The following is a 19,575-nucleotide window of genomic DNA, read 5'->3' on the forward strand; positions in this document are numbered from 1 at the left end:
TCAGGACGCCGAGGACTTGGGGAACGTAACCTTCTGCGGGCCGCAGCCGATGCGCTCGGACTCCGCTGCCACGTATGCCGGGAGCAGGTCGTGGGTGAAGGTGAAGCGGGTGCCCGGGCCCGCTGGGCGTAGTTGTTCCAGTACGAACATCACCTGGCCCGTCTGGCAGACCGCCCGGTACACCGCGCGGTTCCCGCCCACCTTTCCGTAGCCCCGGGTCCCCTTGACGGGTGCGCCCGAGTGGAGTGCGTCCGACGAGTAGATCTCGGCCAGCACCGGATCGGTGACCGTCGTCAGGCGCACGGCCTTCTCGGCGGAGTCGTACCCGGCCTCGCAGATCCGGGCCGGGCCGCCCTCGCCGCTGACGCGGGTCTCACGGAGGTCCTTTCGGTACGCCGCCGGCAGGGCGAGGCCCTTGATCCCGCAGAAGGTGGAAGGCCGGGTGGTGTCCCACTCGACCGGGGCAGGCAGATCGCGCGGCTCCCGGTACGTGCCGGAGCAGCCGAAGTCGTCGATGACGCCGTTGACCGCGTCGAGCAGCGCCCCGGTCAGGGCCGCCCGGTCCCGCAGCGTGTACTCCGACGACACCTCGAAGTCCGCCCGGCCCATGCCGATGTCCACCACCGTGGGCCCGGTGAAGTCGTCGCGGCCGGTGCACGCCTGCGGCAGCGCGATCCAGGCGCGCGAGGACGAGGTCATGCCGGGCAGCCCGTCGCCGAGCGGCACCATCCCGGAGGACAGGAACTCCCTCGGCCAGTCCTGCGAGTCGGTGCCCCGCAGCCCGTCCAGCCGGCGCACGTTCACCGTCACCTGGCGGCGGGCCCGGTCGCCGTCGTAGCTCGTGACGCGGCACTGGCCGTACGAACCGGTGTCGCCCATCGGGTCGTTGTGCAGCGCCTGCTCCTCCACCTCCGTCCGGCGGTCCCCGAACAGGGCGTCCATGGAACCGGAACCCAGCGAGTCCCAGCAGGGGGAGGGCCCGAGCAGCGGCAGCGTGTCCGTGCGCCAGGCGACCGTACCCGCGCCCAGCAGGGCCCCGGCCAGCGCGGCGGCGGTCGCGGCCCGGACCGTACGGCTGCGCAGCAGACGGCGGACCAGCGGGGGCCGGGGGGCCTCGGGGGCCTCCGGCGCGGCCGGGGTCTCCGTGTCCGTCACGGCGTTCTCCTCGCTCACGCGTCCTCACCGCTTCCGCTTCCGCACCCGATGCGCTTGCCGACCGACTCGACGAAGCGGTTGAACACCTGCCGGTCGGAGGGGCGTCCCCGGTCCTGGAGACCCGCCTCCACCCGCCCGTAGAACACGGTCTGCCGCCCGTCGCAGCTGCGGCGCAGCAGCCCCTGCTCCGCGCCCTCCGGCAGGCCGTCGAAAAGGGCGGCCAGACGGTTTCCGCTCGCCATCACGTACTGCGCGGACGGCTCCTCCGGCATCCGCAGCTGCTTCCACACCACCGAGCACGTCTGGAGCCGGTCGGTGACCGCGCCCACCTGCTGCCGGTAGCGCGAGCCCTCGCCGTAGTCGAAGGTCATCCCCGGTATCCGGCACAGCGGGGACGCGGCGGACTCCTCGTCCTCGGCCACCGTCACCAGCGGGGAGCCACTGCGCAGCGGCTGCGCCGGCGCGCATCCCGTCTTCTCCATACCGGAGTTGGCGGCGGCGAGCAGCATCCGGACCACATCGGTCCGCGTGGCGATCGTGAACGGCATGGGGACCTTGCCGAGATGGCCGTCGCCCGTGCTCTCGCTGCGGATCGTCACCACGGACGGCGCGCCGTCCCTGTCGCAGGACGAGGGCAGCACCAGCATGCCCCGGTCCCCACCCACGAGGCCGTCGAGCCCGTCCGGCAGCGGCGACGCGGAGCCGTGGAAGAAGTGCGCCAGCCAGGCCCCCCGCTCCTTCGCCCCGGCGGGCACCTGCCCGTACTCCAGGGTCACCGACTCCTCGAAGGTCAGCGGCTCGTCCGAGTCGTCGTCCTCGACCGATGAGGTGACGGACACCGTGCAGGTGCCGTGCGGGCGGGCCGCCGAGGGCGCCGCGGACTCGGTGGAGCCGCGCTCGGAGCCGGACTTCTCCAGCGCCTCGTCCCCGAGGAAGGACGGCCCGCTGTTCTGCTCCCACGCGCCCCAGCAGTAACTGTCCCGGAACGGCCCGCTGTCCGTCGCCCACAGGACGATGCCCGTCGCCAGCACCGCCCCGGCCACCACCCCGGCGATGACCGGGGCCCGTCGCCTCCCGACGCCCATCACATTCCCCCTTGTGAAGCGGTAAAGATCGCGCAAAGCGCCGATGCTACGACGTCACCGGCCGCCCCGCGGAAGGGGGTTGCGGGCCCGGCCCGGGACAGAACGGACCCGGTCGCCGATTCCGTACGGCACCGGGCCCGCCCCGGACCTATCGGCCCCGCGCCGAGAACACGAAGGAGAACTCCGCCGGTGCCGTGTCCAGCCGGTACGCGGGCAGCACGCCCGGCCCGCACGACCCCGAGCCGATGCCCTGCACCGCGTGGTCCAGGCCCACCTGGACCCGGTCCCCGGCCACCAGATCCGTCAGGTGCTCCGCCGCGTCCAGCTCCTCGCCCGTCCAGCGGCGCGCCGTGAACGAGAACGGCGCCCCGCCCTCCGCGCGCAGCCCGCCCCCGCCCGCGTCGGCCAGCTCCACCCAGCGCACCCCGGCCCGCGCCCCGTTCTCCTGCGGCCGGACGTACGGGGTCTGCAACTCGTCCACGCCCCTGGCCCACCGCCCGAGCATCGCGGCCGCCCGGGTGTCCGGATACGCCTCGCCCGGACCGCCGCCGAACCACCGCACCGCGTCGTACGCGGAGGGCAGCGCGAACCGCACACCGAGCCGGGGCAGCGGCACCCGCCAGTCGCCCTCCGGCTCCACCGACACCGTCAGCCCGAGCCGGTCCCCGTCGGCCGTCCACCGGTACACGGTCCGCAGCCCCACGTCCCGGCCCGCCGGAGCCACCCGGGTGCGCACGGTCAGCGCGTCCGCGCCCGCCTCCACCGCGTCCAGGCGGTGGCGCATCCGGTGCAGCCCCCACTCCCGCCAGAGCCGCCCGTACCGCTCGTCCGGCTGCCACGCGGCCCCGTTGTCGTTGTCGGTGGGCGCCCGCCACACGTCGAGACGCAGCCCCTCCACCGGGATGTCCCCGATGCGCAGCAGCACCCCGGTCGCCGCGTCGAAGGTGCCCGGGCCGAGCGCGACCGTGGAGCCGGAGACGCGCGGGCGCGCCCCGGTGGCCGGGCGCGGGGCGGCCGGGGTGCCCGCCTCGCTCTGGCCCCAGGCGACCAGGTGGCCGCGCCCGGCCCAGTCCGTCGCCTCGGCGAGGACCGCCCGCAGCGTCCACAGCCCGTCGCCGGGCGGGGCGTCCGCCGCCACCTCGGCCGAGGCGCCCGGGGCGAGCGGGGGCACGGCGAGGGTGCCCGAGGCGACGAGGACGCCGTCCGCCTCCTGCGACCAGCGGAACTCCAGGTGGTCCAGGTCCGTAAAGTCGTAGGTGTTGGTCACGGTGAACGCGCCGGGCGCGCTGCCCGGGGCGATGCGCACCGGCTCGACGACCTTCTTGTACTCGGCGAGACCGGGGGACGGGGTGCGGTCCGGGAAGAGCAGCCCGTCGCACACGAAGTTCCCGTCGTGCAGTTCCTCGCCGAAGTCGCCCCCGTAGGCGAAGCCCAGCTCCGGGTGGGCGAGGCCGTGGTCGATCCACTCCCAGACGAAGCCGCCCTGGCAGCGCTCGTACCGCTCGAACAGCCGCTGGTACTCGCTCAGCCCGCCCGGCCCGTTGCCCATCGCGTGCGCGTACTCGCAGAGCACGAACGGCATCGCGCGCCGCCGCGCGTCCAGCTCCGGGTCCTCCAGCGGCTCCTCGGCGCGTCGCCCGATGAGTTCCACCTCGGCGTGCGAGGCGTACATCCGCGAGTACAGATCGATGTCCGCGCACGACGGGTCGCCCTCGTAGTGCAGCGGGCGGTCCGGGTCGCGCTGCCGCATCCACCGGGCCATCGCGCCCAGACCGGCGCCCGTGCCGCACTCGTTGCCCAGCGACCAGACGATCACCGAGGGGTGGTTCTTGTCCCGCTCGACCATCCGGGCCGCCCGGTCGAGCAGCGCGGGCGTCCAGCGCGGGTCGTCCACCGGGTTGTTCCGCCAGTCCGCCTCCGCGAAGCCGTGGGTCTCCAGGTCGCACTCGTCGATCACCCAGAGGCCCAGCTCGTCGCAGAGGTCCAGGAAGGCGGGGTGCGGCGGATAGTGGCTGGTGCGTACGGAGTTGACGTTGTGCCGCTTCATCAGGACCAGATCGCGCCGCATGGTCTCCGCGTCGACCGTCCGGCCCGTCTCCGGGTGGAACTCGTGCCGGTTCACGCCCCGGAACAGCAGCCGCCGGCCGTTGACCCTGAGGACGCCGTCCGCCACGGCGACCGTACGGAAGCCGATGCGCAGCGGGACGCGCTCGCCGGGCGTCACCAGCTCCCCTTCGTACAGCCGGGGCGTCTCGGCGGTCCACGGCTCGACCGGCAGCGTCACCGTCTCGCCCGCCGCGATGTCCAGGCCGAGCCCGGGCACCAGGACGCGGCCCTCCGCACCCTCGCACTCCACGCGCAGGGTCCCCGAGCCGGTGCGGTGGTCGTAACCGGCGTGCACGAAGAAGTCGCCGGGCGCCCCCGCCGGGCGGTGCAGCAGCGTCACGTCCCGGAAGATCCCGGGCAGCCACCACTGGTCCTGGTCCTCCAGATAGCTTCCGGACGACCAGGCGTGCACCCGTACCGCGAGGACGTTGGCACCGGGCCGCAGCAGCTCGCCCACCGCGAACTCGTGCGGCAGCCGCGAGCCCTTGAAATCGCCCAGCTCCACCCCGTTCAGCCACACCCGGGCGGCCGACTCCACCCCGTCGAACCGCAGCACGCTCCCGCCGCCGCCCGGCCAGTCGCCGGGCAGCTCGAAGAGCCGCAGATGGTCGCCGGTCGGATTCTCCGACGGCACCCTCGGCGGATCGACCGGGAACGGATAGACGACATTGGTGTACGCGGGTGCCCCGCCCGCGCCCTGAAGCACCCAGTGCCCCGGCACGGCGACCGTCGCCCAGTCCGAGGCGTCGAAATCCGGCTGTACGAACGAGGTGTCCTCGCCGTCCGCGCGCGGCGAGAGGCGGAAGGCCCAGCGGCCGTTCAGCGACAGCCGCCGGGCGTCTGACTCCGCGTACCAGGCACGCGGCGGCAGACAGCCGGTGCCGGGGGACGGACTCTCGTACCAGGCGAGCGAGGCGGTGTCGGTGCGGCTCATGCGTCTCCTCGGTCGGCGGGACCTTCCGCGATCACGCTAATGAGCGAAGAACCGGTTCACCATGGGCGGTCGGAGAGAGGGGCCGCACAACGGCACAGGCCCACGATTCCTGGGGAATCGTGGGCCTGTGGCTGGTGTCCGAGGGGGGACTTGAACCCCCACGCCCGATAAAGGGCACTAGCACCTCAAGCTAGCGCGTCTGCCATTCCGCCACCCGGACAAGGTGTCTGTCTCGCGGGCCTCGCCCGTTCCGACGTGGAAAACCATAGCAAACATTGGAGGGTGCTCGATCACGCCCGGTCCCGTGGGGGCCTTGGGCGCGCGGGCCCGGCGATGGAGGATGGGAGGGAGCACCACGGCGACAGGGAAGGAACCAGCGTGAGCGAGAGCAATGCGGCCCGGAGCGGCTCGGGCGAGACCGCCGAGAACGAGGTGGTGGACCTCTGTCGCGACCTGATCCGGATCGACACCAGCAATTACGGCGACCACTCCGGGCCCGGCGAGCGGGCGGCCGCCGAGTACGTGGCCGAGAAGCTGGCCGAGGTCGGGCTCGAACCGAAGATCTTCGAATCCCACAAGGGCCGCGCGTCCACCGTGGCGCGGATCGAGGGCGAGGACCCGTCCCGCCCGGCCCTGCTGATCCACGGCCACACCGACGTCGTCCCGGCCAACGCGCACGACTGGACGCACCACCCGTTCTCCGGCGAGATCGCGGACGGCTGCGTCTGGGGCCGGGGCGCGGTCGACATGAAGGACATGGACGCGATGACGCTGGCGGTGGTGCGCGAGCGCATGCGCAGCGGCCGCAAGCCCCCGCGCGACATCGTGCTCGCCTTCCTGGCGGACGAGGAGGCGGGCGGCACGTACGGCGCCCGCTACCTCGTGGACAAGCACCCCGACCTGTTCGAGGGCGTCACCGAGGCGATCGGCGAGGTCGGCGGCTTCTCCTTCACCGTCAACGAGAACCTGCGGCTGTACCTCGTGGAGACGGCGCAGAAGGGCATGCACTGGATGCGCCTGACCGTGGACGGCACGGCGGGCCACGGCTCCATGACCAACGACGACAACGCGATCACCGAGCTGTGCGAGGCGGTCGGCCGGCTCGGCCGGCACACCTGGCCGGTCCGGGTGACCAAGACCGTGCGGTCCTTCCTGGACGAGCTGTCGGACGCGCTCGGCACCCCGCTGGACCCGGAGGACATGGAGGCCACCCTCGCCAAGCTGGGCGGCATCGCCAAGATGGTCGGCGCCACCCTGCGCAACTCCGCCGCCCCCACCATGCTCGGCGCCGGCTACAAGGTCAACGTGATCCCCGGACAGGCCACCGCCCACGTCGACGGACGCTTCCTGCCGGGTTACGAGGAGGAGTTCCTGGCCGACCTCGACCGCATCCTCGGTCCGCGCGTCCGGCGCGAGGACGTGCACGGCGACAAGGCGCTGGAGACCGACTTCGACGGTGCCCTGGTGGACGCCATGCAGATCGCCCTGAAGGCCGAGGACCCGATCGCCCGCGCCGTGCCGTACATGCTCTCCGGCGGCACGGACGCCAAGTCCTTCGACGACCTGGGCATCCGCTGCTTCGGCTTCGCCCCGCTGAAGCTCCCGCCGGAGCTCGACTTCGCGGGCATGTTCCACGGCGTGGACGAGCGCGTTCCGGTCGAGGGGCTGAAGTTCGGCGCCCGGGTCCTGGACCGTTTCATCGACCACAGCTGACCCGCGAAAGCGTAAATCGCCAGGGTGTACGCCTCTAACCGGAACGAGTGAATGGAGCCTTTGGCTCGTAGCCCCGTCACCCCCTCCTCGTTACAGGTGGTGCGGTCCGCGGCTGGGACCGCGCTTTGCCAACTAGGAGGAAACATGATCAAGAAGATTGCCGCCGCCGCGGCCGTCACCAGTGGCCTCGTGCTCGCCGGCGCCGGCATGGCCGTTGCCGACTCGGGTGCCCAGGGTGCCGCCATCGGCAGCCCCGGCGTCATCTCGGGCAACGTCATCCAGGTTCCCGTCCACGTTCCGGTGAACGTGTGCGGCAACACGATCAACGTGATCGGGCTGCTGAACCCGGCCTTCGGCAACGTCTGCGTCAACGACTGACGTTGCGCGTCAACCCGTAAGGGTTTGAGCCCGCTCGGCCCCGGAGCGCACTCCATGCGCTCCGGGGCCGTCGGGTCCTTTGCCTCCGCACGGTAGTCCGGGGGTACTCCGGAAGGTAGAAGGCAGGAAACACCTATGCGACAGGTCACGCGAAAAGGCCTGATCACCATGGCGGCCGCGGGCGGCGTTCTCGCCCTCGGCGGCGGTTACGCGCACGCCGACGCGGGAGCGTCCGGCGGCGCCTCGAATTCCCCGGGGGTGCTTTCAGGGAATTCGGTGCAGATTCCGGTCAACGTGCCGGTCAACGTCTGCGGAAACTCCGTGGACGTCGTCGGGCTGCTCAACCCGTCCTTCGGCAACACCTGCCGTAACGGCTCGGACGGCGCGACCGCCGGCCGGGGTGGCTCCGCTTCGGGCACGTCCGGCAACCACGCCGGGAACCGGGCCGTCGAGCGCGGCCAGGGGGCGAACGGGGGCACCGGCAAGCACCGGGCCTCCGGCGACAACGGGGGCGGGGCCACCGCGGAGGGGTACACGCACGGATCACCCGGTCTGCTCTCGGGCAACCAGATCCAGGCGCCCATCGACATTCCCGTGAACGTTTGCGGCAACAGCATCGACGTCGTCGGCCTGCTGAACCCCGCGTTCGGCAACGAGTGCGAGAACGACAGCACGCCGCCGGTCGACGTTCCGGAACCCCCGGTCCGCCACGTCACGCCGCCGACGCCCGAGAAGCCCACTCCGAACACGCCGGAGCCGCAGACGGTGCCGGAGGCGCCGCAGCTCGCCCACACCGGAGCGGGCGGGCTCGACCTGCTCATCCCGGCCGGCGCGGGGATGCTGCTGGCCGGCGTGGGCACGGTGCTCTACCGCCGCGCGAAGGCCGCCGCCTGACGGCAGCGCCGCACCGGCGAGCACGCAGAGAAGGAAACGGGCCCCGCGATCGCGGGGCCCGTTTCGCGTGCTCGGACGGTCTGTGGCCGGTCCTTCCGGCTCACCACGTAGCCCGTAGCTGACGGATGATCCGGCGGCGCAGCCGCACGCGGCGGCTGCCGTCCCGGCGCAGCGTCAGACGGTCCAGCTCCCAGTGCCCGTACTCGGCATGGTCGGTCAACAGGCGGGCCGTGTCCTTCCGGGACACCCCGCGTGGCACGTACACATCGACAAATTCGTATTCCAGCATCGAATCCATTGTGCGGGCAAGGGCCCGGTACGGATAGCGTCTGCCCCATGTCTGATGCTGCGCAGCCCACCGCTGCCGAGGTACGCGCCGCCGCCGATGCGGTCAAAGCCGCGATCGACCACCACCTCGCGGCGGTCGAACGCCGGTCGGGGGACGATGATCCCGCTGTCTACGACGCGTTCAACGCACTGGCCGCCGCCGCCGAGGTCTACGACGAACTCCTCTACGACCGCCACGACGAGGTCACCCCGTTCGAGATCCCGGGGGAGCAGGACGCTCTCCCGCCCTACAACGGACCCGACGAGCCGCACGCGCTCAGCGTGCTGATCCGCCGCGACTACGCGGTGGTGGAACCCCAGCGGCTGCTGGCCCAGGCCCAGCGCCTCGCCGACGCCGACCCGGACGAGCGGGAGGACGCCGGGGCGGCGGTCGTGGGCACCAGCGTGCACGCGGCCCTCGGGGTGCTCTTCGGGGAGTACGAGGCCGACGAGATCGCCTCCCGGCACGCCGAGTTCGGCCTGGAGGAGGGCGACTCCACGCTCTGGGTCACGGCGGCGGACGACCTCCCCGAACCGGGGGAGTGGCTGGCCGCACCGTTCGAGGACGCCGACCCCGAGCTGGTGGTCTGCCGCTTCGACGTCAGTGCGGTCTTCGACGACGACGACGTCGATGACGACGTGGAGGGACCGGGGCACCCCGCCGGCTGACCGCCGCAGCCCCCGGAGGGCCCCACGGACGCGCCAGGCGTACGCGGGGGCCCTTCCGGTCTCTCCTACTGCTCCGGGGATTCCTGGGACTCCTGGGACGCCTCCAGCAGGCCCCGCAGGCGGGTGGTCCGCTCCTGCGCGGGCACCTCGGCCACCGCGCGCGGCAGGGCCTGGTCGACGCCGTGCACCACGGACAGGTGCCGCTCGCCCCGGCCGAACGCGGTGTAGACCCACGGCCGGCTCAGCCCGCGCGCCGCGTCGCCCGGCAGCACCACGACGACCGCCGGCCACCGCATCCCGGCCGCCTGATGGGCACTGAGCGCCCACGCGTGGCGCACGGAGTCCGCCACCCGCTCTTGCGGTACGACGACGGGGGCCCCCGCACAGTCCAGGTGCAGCCCCTCCGCGTCCGCCGACACGACCGTGCCGGGCACCGTCCGCCCCGGCGCGGGGACATGGGCGACCCGGTCGCCCGGGTCGAACCCGCCGAAGCGGCCGGGGCCCGGGTTGAGCCGCTGCTTCAGGGCCTCGTTCAGCGCCCGGGTGCCCGCGGCGCCGCCGTGGCCCACCGTGATGACCTGGGTGTCCTCGGACGGCACCCCGATGGCGCGCGGCACCGAGTCGGCGACGAGCTGCACCGTGCGGTGCACCGCCTCGCCCGCTTCCCGGACCGGGACGATGACGACCTCCTTGCCGGGCGCCGCCACCTGGTTCAGCTCCCCGATGCCGATGCCCGAGACCAGCTCGCCGATCGGTCCGGCGTCCGGGGTGCGGGAGACGACGCGGGGGCAGGCACGGGCGGCCAGCACATCGGCGAACACCTGCCCGGCGCCCGCCGAGCCGAGCACGCCCGGGTCGCCGCTGAGCACCAGGCGGACGCCGTCGGCCAGGGACTCCACCAGCATCGCGCCGGTCTCCACGTCCAGCTGGGGCGCGTCCAGCACGACGAGCAGGTCGAGCGCGAGCGCCCCCTCCTCGTCCCGCCCCGGCCCCTCGGCGCCCGACAGCAGCCCGGCGAGCGTGACGGCCGCCTCCGGGGCGCCGATGTCGTCGGCGAGCCGCCGACGGCCGTCCACGCTGTGCGCGGCGCCCAGGGCGCGCAGGCCGAGCCCTCGGGCGGCGGCGATCAGGGCGGCCGGCTCGGTCCGGGCCGCCTCGCCGCCCGTGTGCGCGACGAGGCCGTGGGCGGCGGCCGCGCGGATCAGCTCGGCGGCCGACGGGGAGGGTGCGGCGGCGGCCGCCTCCGACCAGTCCGCCTCCTTGTCGCCGCCGCTGACCAGCCGGGCCAGCCCGTCGGCGAGGCTCTCCTCCGCCAGGGCGTACCGGTCGAGGCCGAGGAGCACGGGGCCGGGCGGGGCCGCCTCGGCCGCCGCCTCGTCGTCCTGGTCCTCCCGGTCCTCCTCGTCCCCCGGGCCGTCCTGGAAGACCAGCACGGCGCCCTCCGCGACGGCGTGCTGCACGGCCGCCGCGGGGTCGCTCACGCCGCGGCCGGCCAGCGCCTCGCGCACCCGGTCCGCGTCCAGCGCGGTGTGGCCCCGGAGCGCGGCCTGCTCCAGGACCCAGCCGGTCAGGGCGGCGGTGCGGCGCTCGTCGTCCGGGCCGGCCGCCGCGCCGAGCAGCGCCCGGGCGAAGCCGTCCGCCTGCTCGGGTCCGACGCCGGGCAGGGCCAGCAGCTGCCAGGGGTCCTCGCGCAGGACCTCGGCGGCCCGGTCCCCGAGCAGCGCGGCGGCGGGCCGGTCCAGGGCGGCGGGGGCCCCACCGGCGGACAGTACGGCCGCCACGGCGGCGACGCTCTCGGGCGAGGCGGCCCGGGGCGCGGGGGCCTGCTCCCGTACCGGGACCGGTGCGGGGGCCGTCGTCCGGCGGGCGGGCGCCGGTGCGGGCGAGTCGTAGAACGCCGTGGCGGGCTTCTGCCCGCCCTCCACGGCCCGGACGGCCGCCAGCAGATCGGCGGCGGTCCCGCTCAGCTTCCCCCCGGCCTCGATGGGCCCGCCCTTCTCGGCCTTCCGCTTCTCGATCCGCTCCCGCAACTCCCGCTGAGCGGCGATCTCGGCCTCGACCTCGGAAAGCGCGGGGGCGCCTTCGGCGCCGACTTCCGCCCCGGGACCCGCACCCGCGTTGTCGCGAGCCGCCGCCCCGGCCCCCGGCGCACCCACCGGGTCAGCGGGCGCGCCCCCGCCGACCGCCGCGCTCCCGTCGGCCGAAGGCCCGGCCTCCTCGCCGTCCGAAGCGCCCGCGCCGGGGCCGGCGTGCGCGTCACCGCCGCCCGGCGCCGCCCCGGACACGTCGTCGGCCGTACCCGCCGAGGCGTCGGCCCTCGCGGCGGGGCCGCCCTTCGGCGCTTCGCCCGCCGGGGCCACGGCGTCGGGCGCCGGGACGGATTCCGCCTCGCTTGCCTCGTCAGTGGCGGGCGCGGTTTCTTCGGTGGCCGGGGGGCCGGGGGATTCTCCCCGGGGTAGCGCGGTCACAGCGTGCTCCAGTCCTGGTCGGGATAGCGGTGCACGGGCGCCGACACGTCGTCCAGCGCCTGGCAGATCTCGTCAGGAAGACTAAGCGTCTCCACTGACAACGCCTCCGTCAGCTGCTGCGCGTTGCGCGCGCCGACGATCGGGGCCGCGACCCCGGGCCGGTCCCGGACCCAGGCCAGGGCGACCTGGACGGGCGTGGTGGCCAGCCCGTCGGCGGCGGTCGACACCGCGTCCACGACCCGGCTCGCCGCGTCGTCCAGATACGGCTCGACGAAGGGGGCGAGCAGTTCGGACGCGCCGCGCGAGTCGGACGGAGTCCCCGTGCGGTACTTGCCCGTCAGCACGCCCCGGCCCAGCGGCGACGAGGGCAGCAGCCCGACGCCGAGGTCCAGCGCGGCGGGCAGCACCTCGCGCTCCACGCCGCGCTGGAGCAGCGAGTACTCCATCTGCGTCGCGGCCAGCCGGGTCCGCGCCCCGGGCGCGGCGAGCTGCCAGGTCGCCGCCTTCGCGAGCTGCCAGCCGCAGAAGCCGGACACCCCGGCATAGCGGGCGCGCCCGGAGGACACCGCGAGGTCCAGCGCCTGGAGCGTCTCCTCCAGCGGGGTCTCCGGGTCGAACGCGTGGAGCTGCCACAGGTCCACGTAATCCGTGCCGAGCCGGCTCAGCGAGGCGTCGAGGGCCGCCAGCAGGTGCCCGCGCGAGGCGTCGACCCTGCGGTACGGGTCGGCGACGCTGCCCGCCTTGGTCGCGATGACCAGATCGCGCCTCGGCACCAGGCCGTCCACCAGCCGCCCGAGCAGGTATTCGGCCTCGCCGCCCCCGTACACATCGGCCGTGTCGACCAGCGTGCCGCCCGCCTCCCAGAACACCTTCAGCTGCTCCGCAGCGTCGTGCTCGTCGGTGTCCCGGCCCCAGGTGAGGGTGCCGAGCCCGATCCTGGACACACGGAGGCCGGTGCGGCCCAGATGCCTCTGCTCCATGGGCGCTGAGATTACAACCGGCGTGGGGCGGCCCCCTGCCGGATCAACTTCCCGCGCGCTAGAGTCCGGAACTCAGGGACGTTACTGATCGGTAAGGGGTTCGGCTATGCGGCTCGGCATCAATCTCGGCTACTGGGGCGCGGGGATGGACGGCGACAATCTCGCCGTCGCACAGGAGGCCGACCGGCTCGGCTACGACGTCTGCTGGGCGGCCGAGGCGTACGGCTCCGACGCGCCGACCGTGCTGGCCTGGGTCGCCGCGCAGACGGAGTCCATCGACGTCGGCTCCGCCATCCTCCAGATCCCGGCGCGCCAGCCCGCGATGGCGGCCATGACGGCGGCCACGCTGGACTCCCTGTCCGGCGGCCGGTTCCGCCTCGGCCTCGGCGTGTCGGGCCCGCAGGTCTCCGAGGGCTGGTACGGCGTCAAGTTCGACAAGCCGCTGGCCCGCACCCGCGAGTACGTGGACATCGTCCGCAAGGCGATGACCCGCGAGCGCCTGTCGTACGAGGGCGAGCACTGGACGCTCCCGCTGCCGGGCGGCCCGGGCAAGCCGCTCAAGCTGACCGTGCACCCGCAGCGCGAGCACATCCCGCTCTACATCGCCGCGATCGGCCCGAAGAACCTGGAGCAGACCGGCGAGATCGCGGACGGCGCCCTGCTGATCTTCCCCTCGGCCGAGCACCTGGAGGAGACCGCGATCAGCCACCTGCGGGCCGGCCGGGAGAAGGCGGGGAAGACGATGGAGGGCTTCGACGTCTGCCCCACCGTCCCGCTCGCCATCGGCGAGGACATCCCCGGCCTCGCGGACATGTTCCGCCCCTACACCGCGCTGTACGTCGGCGGCATGGGCAGCGCCGAGCAGAACTTCTACAACCGGCTCGCCCAGCGCATGGGGTACGAGAAGGAGGCCGCCGAGATCCAGGAGAAGTACCTCTCCGGCGACAAGAGCGGCGCGGCGGCCGCCGTACCGCACCAGCTGATCGACCAGACCACGCTGCTCGGCTCCGTGGAGCGCATCTCCGAGCGCATGCAGGCGTACGCGGAGGTGGGGGTCACGACCCTGACCCTGGCGCCGGCCGGCTTCACGCTCGACGAGCGGATCGCCGCGCTCCGGGCCGGCACGGACGCGCTGGAGCGGGCCGGGCTCGCGTAACCAGGGGGTCTCTGCGGCCGTGGTGGGGGCTCGGGGGTCCTCCCCGCCACGGCCGTCACGGGGAACAACGCGGGCGGCGCGGCGGGGTTACGGCTCCACGCAAAAACGGTTCGCCCGCCGCAGCCCCACCGCAGCCCCGCCCCGCCGCCCCGGCGCCACCTGTTCGGCCCAGCCCCCGCCCCCTCCTGTTGCCCGCCCCGGCCCCGCGCATTTGACTGGCGCTCGGCGACGCCGGCACGGAGGTGGCAGTGATGCTCTCGGCAAAGAACCTGTTCCAGGAGATCCTCGACAACGACGACTCGTTCCGGCTGTTCTGCTCCATCGCGGCCAGCGGCGAGTCCCAGGGCGGCTGGGAGAACGGCCGCATCGCGGCCCTCGTCCCCGCGAGCCAGCGCCCGCTGGCGCCCAAGATCGCCCGGCACGGGGCCGACGAGGACAAGCACGGCCGGATCTTCAACGCCCTGCTCAAGAAGCGCGGCCTGGCCCCCGGGCCCGTCCCCCCGGACACCGACTACACGATGCTCCTGGAGCGCCACGGCATCGGGCTCGCGCACGAGCAGCTGGGCCGCGACGAGCCCCTGACCGAGCGCGACATCATCACGTACCTGGCCCACAGCCGGGTCACCGAGCAGCGCGCGTCCGAGCAGATGCAGCTGCTGAACAAGTACTTCGCGGACCACCCCGAGCTGGGGCGCGCGGTCCGGATGATCTCCAACGACGAGGACAACCACCTCGCGTACTGCCACGAGGAGCTGCTGCGCTTCGCGCGGGCCGGGCACGGCCGCACGATCCAGCGCATCCTGCGCGAGTGCGCGCTCGCCGAGATCAGGATCTACCGCGACGTCAGCCTCGCCGTCATGGACCACATGGGCCGGGTCCTCGGCTGGTCCCGGGCGAAGGCCGCCGTGCTCGCCGCGGGCATCCACGCCATGTACGCGTACGAACGCCTCGGCGGCTGGCGGCGCATGGTCAGCCTGGCACCGCCCGCCCGGCGCGACGCCCTCGGCGGCCCCGCGACGCCCGCGCCCGAGTTCGCCTGAGCCGCGCGGGGGCCGTCAGAGCCAGCCGCGCCGCTTGAACTGGCGGTACAGGCCCACGACCGCCCCCGCCATCAGCAGCAGCACCACCGGGTAGGAGCCGACCCACCGCAGCTCCGGCATGTGCTCGAAGTTCATCCCGTAGATCCCCGCGACCATCGTCGGCACGGCGGCCATCGCCGCCCAGGCGGAGATCTTGCGCATGTCGTCGTTCTGCCGCACCCCCATCTGCGCGAGATGCGCGGACAGGATGTCGGACAGCAGCCGGTCGAGACCCTCCACCTGCTCGTTGGCCCGGGTCAGATGGTCCTGCACGTCACGGAAGAACGGCTGCGCGTGCTCCTGCACGAACGGGACCCCGGCGCTCGCCAGCCGGGCCATCGGACCGGAGAGCGGGACGGTCGCCCGGCGGAATTCCAGCACCTGGCGCTTGAAGGTGTAGATGCGCGCCGCGGTGTTCTTGGAGTCGTCCGTACCGCTCGGCGCGAAGACCTGCGTCTCCAGCTCCTCCAGGTCGACCTGGAGCTCGCCCGCCACGTCTATGTAGTGGTCCACGATCGCGTCGCTCACCGCGTACAGGACCGCCGTCGGCCCGTGCTTCAGCACCTCAGGATCGGCCTCCAGGCGGCGGCGTACGGCCGCCAGCGGCGCGCCCTCGCCGTGCCGCACGGTCACGACGAACGAGTCGCCCATGAACACCATCAGCTCGTGCGTGGTGACCGCGTCGCTGTCGTGGTCGTACAGGACCGGTTTGATCACCGCGAACAGCGAGTCGTCGTACACCTCCAGCTTCGGCCGCTGATGGGCGGAGAGGGCGTCCTCCACCGCCAACGGGTGCAGTCCGAACTCGCTGCTGACGAGGTCGAACTCCTTCTCCGTCGGTTCGTGCAGGCCGATCCAGAGGAACGCGTCGCCGGACTCCCGCGCCTCGGCGAGCGCGTCGGAGAAATCGGCGGGGCCCTCGGTCCGGCGTCCGTCGCGGTAGATGGCGCAGTCGACAATCACGGCGCGCATTCTTCCCTGCTTCCGGCCCGGTATGCACCTTTGGCCCCGCGGGGAAACCGGGCGCCGCCCGTACGCTGGACGGCATGCCCACCCTGATCCTCGTACGCCACGGACGCTCCACCGCCAACACCGCCGGGGTGCTCGCGGGCCGGACCCCCGGCGTCGCCCTCGACGAGCGCGGCGCCGCGCAGGCCGCCGCGCTCCCCGGCCGGCTGGCCGCACTGCCGCTCGCCGCCGCCGTCAGCAGCCCCCTGCAACGCTGCCGGGAGACCCTGGAACCCCTGCTGGCCGCCCGCCCGGACCTGCCGCTGCACATCGAGGACCGGATCAGCGAGTGCGACTACGGCGACTGGTCGGGCCGCAAGCTCGCCGAGCTGACCGACGAACCGCTGATGACCGTGGTCCAGCAGCACCCCTCCGCCGCCGCCTTCCCCGGCGGCGAGTCGATGCGCGCGATGCAGGCCCGCGCCGTCGACGCCGTACGGGAGTGGAACGCGCGGATCGAGGCGGAGCACGGCGAGAACGCCGCGTACGTCATGTGCTCGCACGGCGACATCATCAAGTCCCTGGTCGCCGACGCGCTCGGCATGCACCTCGACCTCTTCCAGCGCGTCCACGCCGACCCCTGCTCGGTCACCGCGATCCGCTACACGAGGCTCCGGCCCTATCTGGTGCGCCTCGGAGACACCGGCGACCTCGCCGGACTCGCGCCGCGCGAACCGTCCCCGGACGCCGGTGCCGCCGGGGACGCGGCGGTAGGGGGCGGCGCTGGGGCACCGTGATCGCCGCGCGCAGTAGGGTGGACGCGCCGTAGAACGCTTTCCGAGGCTCCGGCCCATCCCCATCTGCCCGTCGACTCTCAAGGGAGACAGGACGTGTCCCTTCAGGTGTTCCTCTACGACCCCCCGGACCGCTTCGTGGCCGGCACGGTCGGGCTGCCTGGACGCCGTACGTTCTTCCTGCAGGCATCCTCAGGCGGACGTGTCACCAGCGTGGCCCTGGAGAAGACCCAGGTCGCCGCGCTCGCCGAGCGCGTCGACGAACTGCTCGACGAGGTCGTACGCCGCACCGGCGGCAACTCGCCGGTGCCCGCGGTCGCCCCGACGGACGTCACGGACACCGCGCCGCTCGACGTCCCCGTCGAGGAGGAGTTCCGCGTCGGCACCATGGCGCTCGCCTGGGACGGCGAGGAGCAGCGCATGATCGTGGAGGCGCAGGCCCTGGTCGAGCTGGACGCCGACTCCGTCGAGGACCTGGCCGAGGCCGAGGAGCGGCTGCTCCAGGACGAGGAGAACGGCCCGCCGATGCTCCGCGTCCGGCTCACCGGCGCCCAGGCCCGCGCCTTCGCCAAGCGCGCCCTGGACGTGGTCAACGCCGGCCGCCCGCCCTGCCCGCTGTGCAGCCTGCCGCTCGACCCGGAAGGACACGTATGCCCGCGCCAGAACGGATACCGCCGGGGCGCCTGACCGACGCGGAGCAGACCGCCCTGCTGGCCGAGGGCACGCTCACCGTTCTCGGACAGGTCCGCGGCGCCTCCAACGCGGTGCTGTACTGCTCCGTCGCCCACGAGGGCGAGGAGGCGTACTGCGTGTACAAGCCGGTGGCCGGCGAGCAGCCGCTCTGGGACTTCCCCGACGGCACCCTCGCCCAGCGCGAGGTGGCCGCCTACGAGGTCTCCGAGGCCATGGGCTGGGGGCTGATCCCGCCGACCGTGCTGCGGGACGGGCCGTACGGCCAGGGCATGTGCCAGCTGTGGATCGAGGCCGAGGAGCCGGGCGAGGACGAGCCCGGGCTGCTCGCGCTGGTCGAGGACGAGGAGCCCGGCGAGGGCTGGAAGGCCGTCGCGTTCGCCGAGGTGGGGGAGGGGAGGACCGCCCTGCTGGTGCACGCGGACGACCCCCGGCTGCGGCGGCTCGCCGTGCTGGACGCCGTCATCAACAACGGCGACCGCAAGGGCGGCCACCTGCTGCCCGCGCCCGGCGGCCGGCTCTACGGCATCGACCACGGGGTGACCTTCAACGCCGACGACAAGCTGCGCACCCTGCTCTGGGGCTGGGCGGGCGAGCCCCTGACCCCCGAGGCCGTCGAGGTCCTGGACCGGCTGGCCGCCGCCCTGGAGCCCGGGGCCCCGCTGGTCACCCGGCTGGCCGAACTCATCACGGCGGCCGAGATCGAGGCCCTGCGGGCCCGGGTGGCCGGTCTGCGGGAGACCGGGCTGCACCGGGAGCCCAGCGGCGAGTGGCCCGCCATCCCCTGGCCGCCCGTCTGACGGCCGGGTCCGCCCCGATGCACGCCGGGCGCGGCCGCGCAAGAGTGCCTCTTCGGTCAGGATCACCCCTCCGGTTCGTATCCGGAAGCCGCATCCGGTTACGCTCGTGGCATGCATGCCTGGCCCGCTTCTGAGGTCCCCGCCCTGCCCGGCAAGGGCCGCGACCTTCGGATCCACGACACCGCGACCGGCGGACGGATCACCCTTGACCCCGGTCCCGTCGCCCGCATCTACGTCTGCGGCATCACGCCGTACGACGCGACCCACATGGGTCATGCGGCGACCTACAACGCGTTCGACCTCGTGCAGCGCGTGTGGCTCGACACCAAGCGGCAGGTTCACTACGTCCAGAACGTGACGGACGTGGACGACCCGCTGCTGGAGCGGGCCGTGCGCGACGGACAGGACTGGACCGAGCTCGCGGAGCGCGAGACGGCCCTGTTCCGCGAGGACATGACCGCGCTCCGCATGCTCCCGCCGCGCCACTACATCGGCGCCGTCGAGGCGATACCCGGCATCGTGCCGCTCGTCGAACGGCTCCGCGACGCGGGCGCCGCCTACGAGCTCGACGGCGACATCTACTTCTCCGTCGACACCGACCCGCACTTCGGCGAGGTGTCGAACCTCGACGCCGAGGCCATGCGCCTGCTCTCCGCCGAACGCGGCGGCGACCCGGAGCGCCCCGGCAAGAAGAACCCGCTCGACCCCATGCTCTGGATGGCCGCCCGCGAGGGCGAGCCCAGCTGGGACGGCGGCTCCCTCGGCGCCGGCCGGCCCGGCTGGCACATCGAGTGCGTGGCCATCGCCCTCGACCACCTCGGCATGGGCTTCGACGTCCAGGGCGGCGGCTCCGACCTGGCCTTCCCGCACCACGAGATGGGCGCCTCGCACGCCCAGGTGCTGACCGGCGAGCACCCCTTCGCCCAGGCGTACGTGCACGCCGGCATGGTCGCCCTGGACGGCGAGAAGATGTCCAAGTCCAAGGGCAACCTCGTCTTCGTCTCCGCGCTCCGCCGCGACGGTGTGGACCCGGCCGCGATCCGTCTGGCCCTCCTCGCCCACCACTACCGCTCCGACTGGGAGTGGACCGACCAGGTGCTCGCCGACGCGGTGGCCCGGCTCGACCGCTGGCGCGCCGCCGTCTCCCGCCCCGATGGGGTGTCCGCCGACGCCCTGGTCGAGGAGGTCCGCGCGGCCCTCGCCGACGACCTGGATGCCCCGGCTGCGCTGGCCGCCGTGGACCGCTGGGCCGAGCGGCAGAGTGCCGAGGGCGGTACGGACGAGGGGGCGCCCGGCCTCGTCTCCCGTACCGTGGACGCCCTTCTCGGCGTGGCCCTGTAGCTCTTTCTCGTAACTCTCCGTCGTAGCAGCCGACTTCACCGGCCCCGGACTTCTTCAT

General features: G+C 73.5%; 17 protein-coding genes and 1 tRNA gene. 10 read left to right on the forward strand and 8 right to left on the reverse strand.

What is annotated here, in order from left to right; all coding sequences use genetic code 11:
• From NEH16_RS25680 to NEH16_RS25695, 4 genes are all read right to left on the reverse strand, one after another.
• Complete coding sequence (locus tag NEH16_RS25680; protein WP_265545201.1) at positions 1–1,155, reverse strand: hypothetical protein; 1,155 nt, start codon at positions 1,153–1,155, stop codon at positions 1–3.
• Positions 1,156–1,169: 14 nt separating this feature from the next.
• Entirely contained in the window at positions 1,170–2,240 is a 1,071-nt protein-coding gene (locus NEH16_RS25685; RefSeq protein ID WP_265545203.1) for a hypothetical protein, read from the reverse strand.
• Positions 2,241–2,388: 148 nt separating this feature from the next.
• Complete coding sequence (locus NEH16_RS25690) at positions 2,389–5,280, reverse strand: glycoside hydrolase family 2 TIM barrel-domain containing protein (RefSeq protein ID WP_265545205.1); 2,892 nt, start codon at positions 5,278–5,280, stop codon at positions 2,389–2,391.
• Positions 5,281–5,412: 132 nt separating this feature from the next.
• Positions 5,413–5,500, reverse strand: a tRNA-Leu gene (locus tag NEH16_RS25695).
• A gap of 158 nt (positions 5,501–5,658) precedes the next feature.
• On the opposite strand from NEH16_RS25695, the gene NEH16_RS25700 reads away from it, so the two are divergent.
• The 3 genes from NEH16_RS25700 to NEH16_RS33580 all read left to right on the forward strand — a co-directional run bounded on the left by NEH16_RS25700 (position 5,659) and on the right by NEH16_RS33580 (position 8,265).
• Entirely contained in the window at positions 5,659–6,993 is a 1,335-nt protein-coding gene (locus NEH16_RS25700; RefSeq protein WP_073967984.1) for a M20/M25/M40 family metallo-hydrolase, read from the forward strand.
• Positions 6,994–7,137: 144 nt separating this feature from the next.
• Positions 7,138–7,371 (forward strand): chaplin ChpH, encoded by a 234-nt coding sequence (chpH, locus tag NEH16_RS25705; protein ID WP_018103706.1) that lies wholly within the window; start codon positions 7,138–7,140, stop codon positions 7,369–7,371.
• Positions 7,372–7,506: 135 nt separating this feature from the next.
• Positions 7,507–8,265, forward strand: coding sequence for a chaplin (locus NEH16_RS33580; protein ID WP_073967983.1), 759 nt, complete (start codon positions 7,507–7,509; stop codon positions 8,263–8,265).
• 100 nt (positions 8,266–8,365) lie between these two features.
• Here NEH16_RS33580 and NEH16_RS25720 read toward each other — a convergent pair whose 3' ends face one another.
• On the reverse strand, positions 8,366–8,554 hold the full coding sequence (locus NEH16_RS25720) for a DUF5703 family protein (RefSeq protein ID WP_265545208.1): 189 nt from the start codon (positions 8,552–8,554) through the stop codon (positions 8,366–8,368).
• A 47-nt stretch (positions 8,555–8,601) separates the two neighbouring features.
• On the opposite strand from NEH16_RS25720, the gene NEH16_RS25725 reads away from it, so the two are divergent.
• The gene (locus NEH16_RS25725) at positions 8,602–9,261 is read left to right on the forward strand and encodes a hypothetical protein (RefSeq protein ID WP_265545209.1); all 660 of its coding nucleotides are present in this window, start codon (positions 8,602–8,604) and stop codon (positions 9,259–9,261) included.
• 65 nt (positions 9,262–9,326) lie between these two features.
• On the opposite strand, the gene NEH16_RS25730 is transcribed toward NEH16_RS25725, so the two are convergent.
• Together NEH16_RS25730 and NEH16_RS25735 are read right to left on the reverse strand one after the other, a co-directional pair.
• Positions 9,327–11,729: a helix-hairpin-helix domain-containing protein gene (locus tag NEH16_RS25730; protein ID WP_265545210.1), complete on the reverse strand. Its 2,403-nt coding sequence runs from the start codon at positions 11,727–11,729 to the stop codon at positions 9,327–9,329.
• Positions 11,726–12,709 (reverse strand): aldo/keto reductase, encoded by a 984-nt coding sequence (locus tag NEH16_RS25735; protein WP_073967978.1) that lies wholly within the window; start codon positions 12,707–12,709, stop codon positions 11,726–11,728. The genes NEH16_RS25730 and NEH16_RS25735 overlap by 4 nt, the downstream gene beginning before the upstream one ends.
• Positions 12,710–12,815: 106 nt before the next feature.
• Here NEH16_RS25735 and NEH16_RS25740 point away from each other — a divergent pair, with 106 nt between their 5' ends.
• Together NEH16_RS25740 and NEH16_RS25745 are read left to right on the forward strand one after the other, a co-directional pair.
• A complete protein-coding gene (locus NEH16_RS25740; RefSeq protein WP_265545211.1) occupies positions 12,816–13,865 on the forward strand; it encodes an LLM class F420-dependent oxidoreductase in 1,050 nt (349 codons plus the stop codon).
• 251 nt (positions 13,866–14,116) lie between these two features.
• Positions 14,117–14,905 (forward strand): ferritin-like domain-containing protein, encoded by a 789-nt coding sequence (locus tag NEH16_RS25745; RefSeq protein WP_265547387.1) that lies wholly within the window; start codon positions 14,117–14,119, stop codon positions 14,903–14,905.
• A gap of 15 nt (positions 14,906–14,920) precedes the next feature.
• On the opposite strand, the gene NEH16_RS25750 is transcribed toward NEH16_RS25745, so the two are convergent.
• A complete protein-coding gene (locus NEH16_RS25750) occupies positions 14,921–15,916 on the reverse strand; it encodes a magnesium and cobalt transport protein CorA (RefSeq protein WP_073967973.1) in 996 nt (331 codons plus the stop codon).
• Between the two features lie 74 nt (positions 15,917–15,990).
• On the opposite strand from NEH16_RS25750, the gene NEH16_RS25755 reads away from it, so the two are divergent.
• From NEH16_RS25755 to mshC, 4 genes are all read left to right on the forward strand, one after another.
• Complete coding sequence (locus NEH16_RS25755) at positions 15,991–16,689, forward strand: histidine phosphatase family protein (RefSeq protein WP_265545212.1); 699 nt, start codon at positions 15,991–15,993, stop codon at positions 16,687–16,689.
• A 93-nt stretch (positions 16,690–16,782) separates the two neighbouring features.
• Complete coding sequence (locus NEH16_RS25760) at positions 16,783–17,373, forward strand: DUF3090 domain-containing protein (protein ID WP_265545213.1); 591 nt, start codon at positions 16,783–16,785, stop codon at positions 17,371–17,373.
• Positions 17,337–18,176 carry an SCO1664 family protein gene (locus NEH16_RS25765; RefSeq protein ID WP_265545214.1) on the forward strand — a complete coding sequence of 280 codons (840 nt, stop codon included), beginning with the start codon at positions 17,337–17,339 and terminating at the stop codon, positions 18,174–18,176. The genes NEH16_RS25760 and NEH16_RS25765 overlap by 37 nt, the downstream gene beginning before the upstream one ends.
• A gap of 111 nt (positions 18,177–18,287) precedes the next feature.
• Positions 18,288–19,517 (forward strand): cysteine--1-D-myo-inosityl 2-amino-2-deoxy-alpha-D-glucopyranoside ligase, encoded by a 1,230-nt coding sequence (gene mshC / locus NEH16_RS25770; protein ID WP_073967966.1) that lies wholly within the window; start codon positions 18,288–18,290, stop codon positions 19,515–19,517.
• Positions 19,518–19,575: the final 58 nt, after the last annotated feature.

It is taken from the genome of Streptomyces drozdowiczii (assembly GCF_026167665.1).
Lineage (GTDB): Bacteria > Actinomycetota > Actinomycetes > Streptomycetales > Streptomycetaceae > Streptomyces > Streptomyces drozdowiczii_A.

Bases quoted from the DNA above. Each gene is read 5' to 3' on its own strand.
- NEH16_RS25685 (WP_265545203.1), bottom strand. From the start codon at position 2,240: ATGGGCGTCGGGAGGCGACGGGCCCCGGTCATCGCCGGGGTGGTGGCC.
- NEH16_RS25690 (WP_265545205.1), bottom strand. From the start codon at position 5,280: ATGAGCCGCACCGACACCGCCTCGCTCGCCTGGTACGAGAGTCCGTCC.
- chpH (WP_018103706.1), top strand. From the start codon at position 7,138: ATGATCAAGAAGATTGCCGCCGCCGCGGCCGTCACCAGTGGCCTCGTG.
- NEH16_RS33580 (WP_073967983.1), top strand. From the start codon at position 7,507: ATGCGACAGGTCACGCGAAAAGGCCTGATCACCATGGCGGCCGCGGGC.
- NEH16_RS25720 (WP_265545208.1), bottom strand. From the start codon at position 8,554: ATGCTGGAATACGAATTTGTCGATGTGTACGTGCCACGCGGGGTGTCC.
- NEH16_RS25725 (WP_265545209.1), top strand. From the start codon at position 8,602: ATGTCTGATGCTGCGCAGCCCACCGCTGCCGAGGTACGCGCCGCCGCC.
- NEH16_RS25735 (WP_073967978.1), bottom strand. From the start codon at position 12,709: ATGGAGCAGAGGCATCTGGGCCGCACCGGCCTCCGTGTGTCCAGGATC.
- NEH16_RS25740 (WP_265545211.1), top strand. From the start codon at position 12,816: ATGCGGCTCGGCATCAATCTCGGCTACTGGGGCGCGGGGATGGACGGC.
- NEH16_RS25745 (WP_265547387.1), top strand. From the start codon at position 14,117: ATGCTCTCGGCAAAGAACCTGTTCCAGGAGATCCTCGACAACGACGAC.
- NEH16_RS25750 (WP_073967973.1), bottom strand. From the start codon at position 15,916: ATGCGCGCCGTGATTGTCGACTGCGCCATCTACCGCGACGGACGCCGG.
- NEH16_RS25755 (WP_265545212.1), top strand. From the start codon at position 15,991: ATGCCCACCCTGATCCTCGTACGCCACGGACGCTCCACCGCCAACACC.
- NEH16_RS25765 (WP_265545214.1), top strand. From the start codon at position 17,337: ATGCCCGCGCCAGAACGGATACCGCCGGGGCGCCTGACCGACGCGGAG.
- mshC (WP_073967966.1), top strand. From the start codon at position 18,288: ATGCATGCCTGGCCCGCTTCTGAGGTCCCCGCCCTGCCCGGCAAGGGC.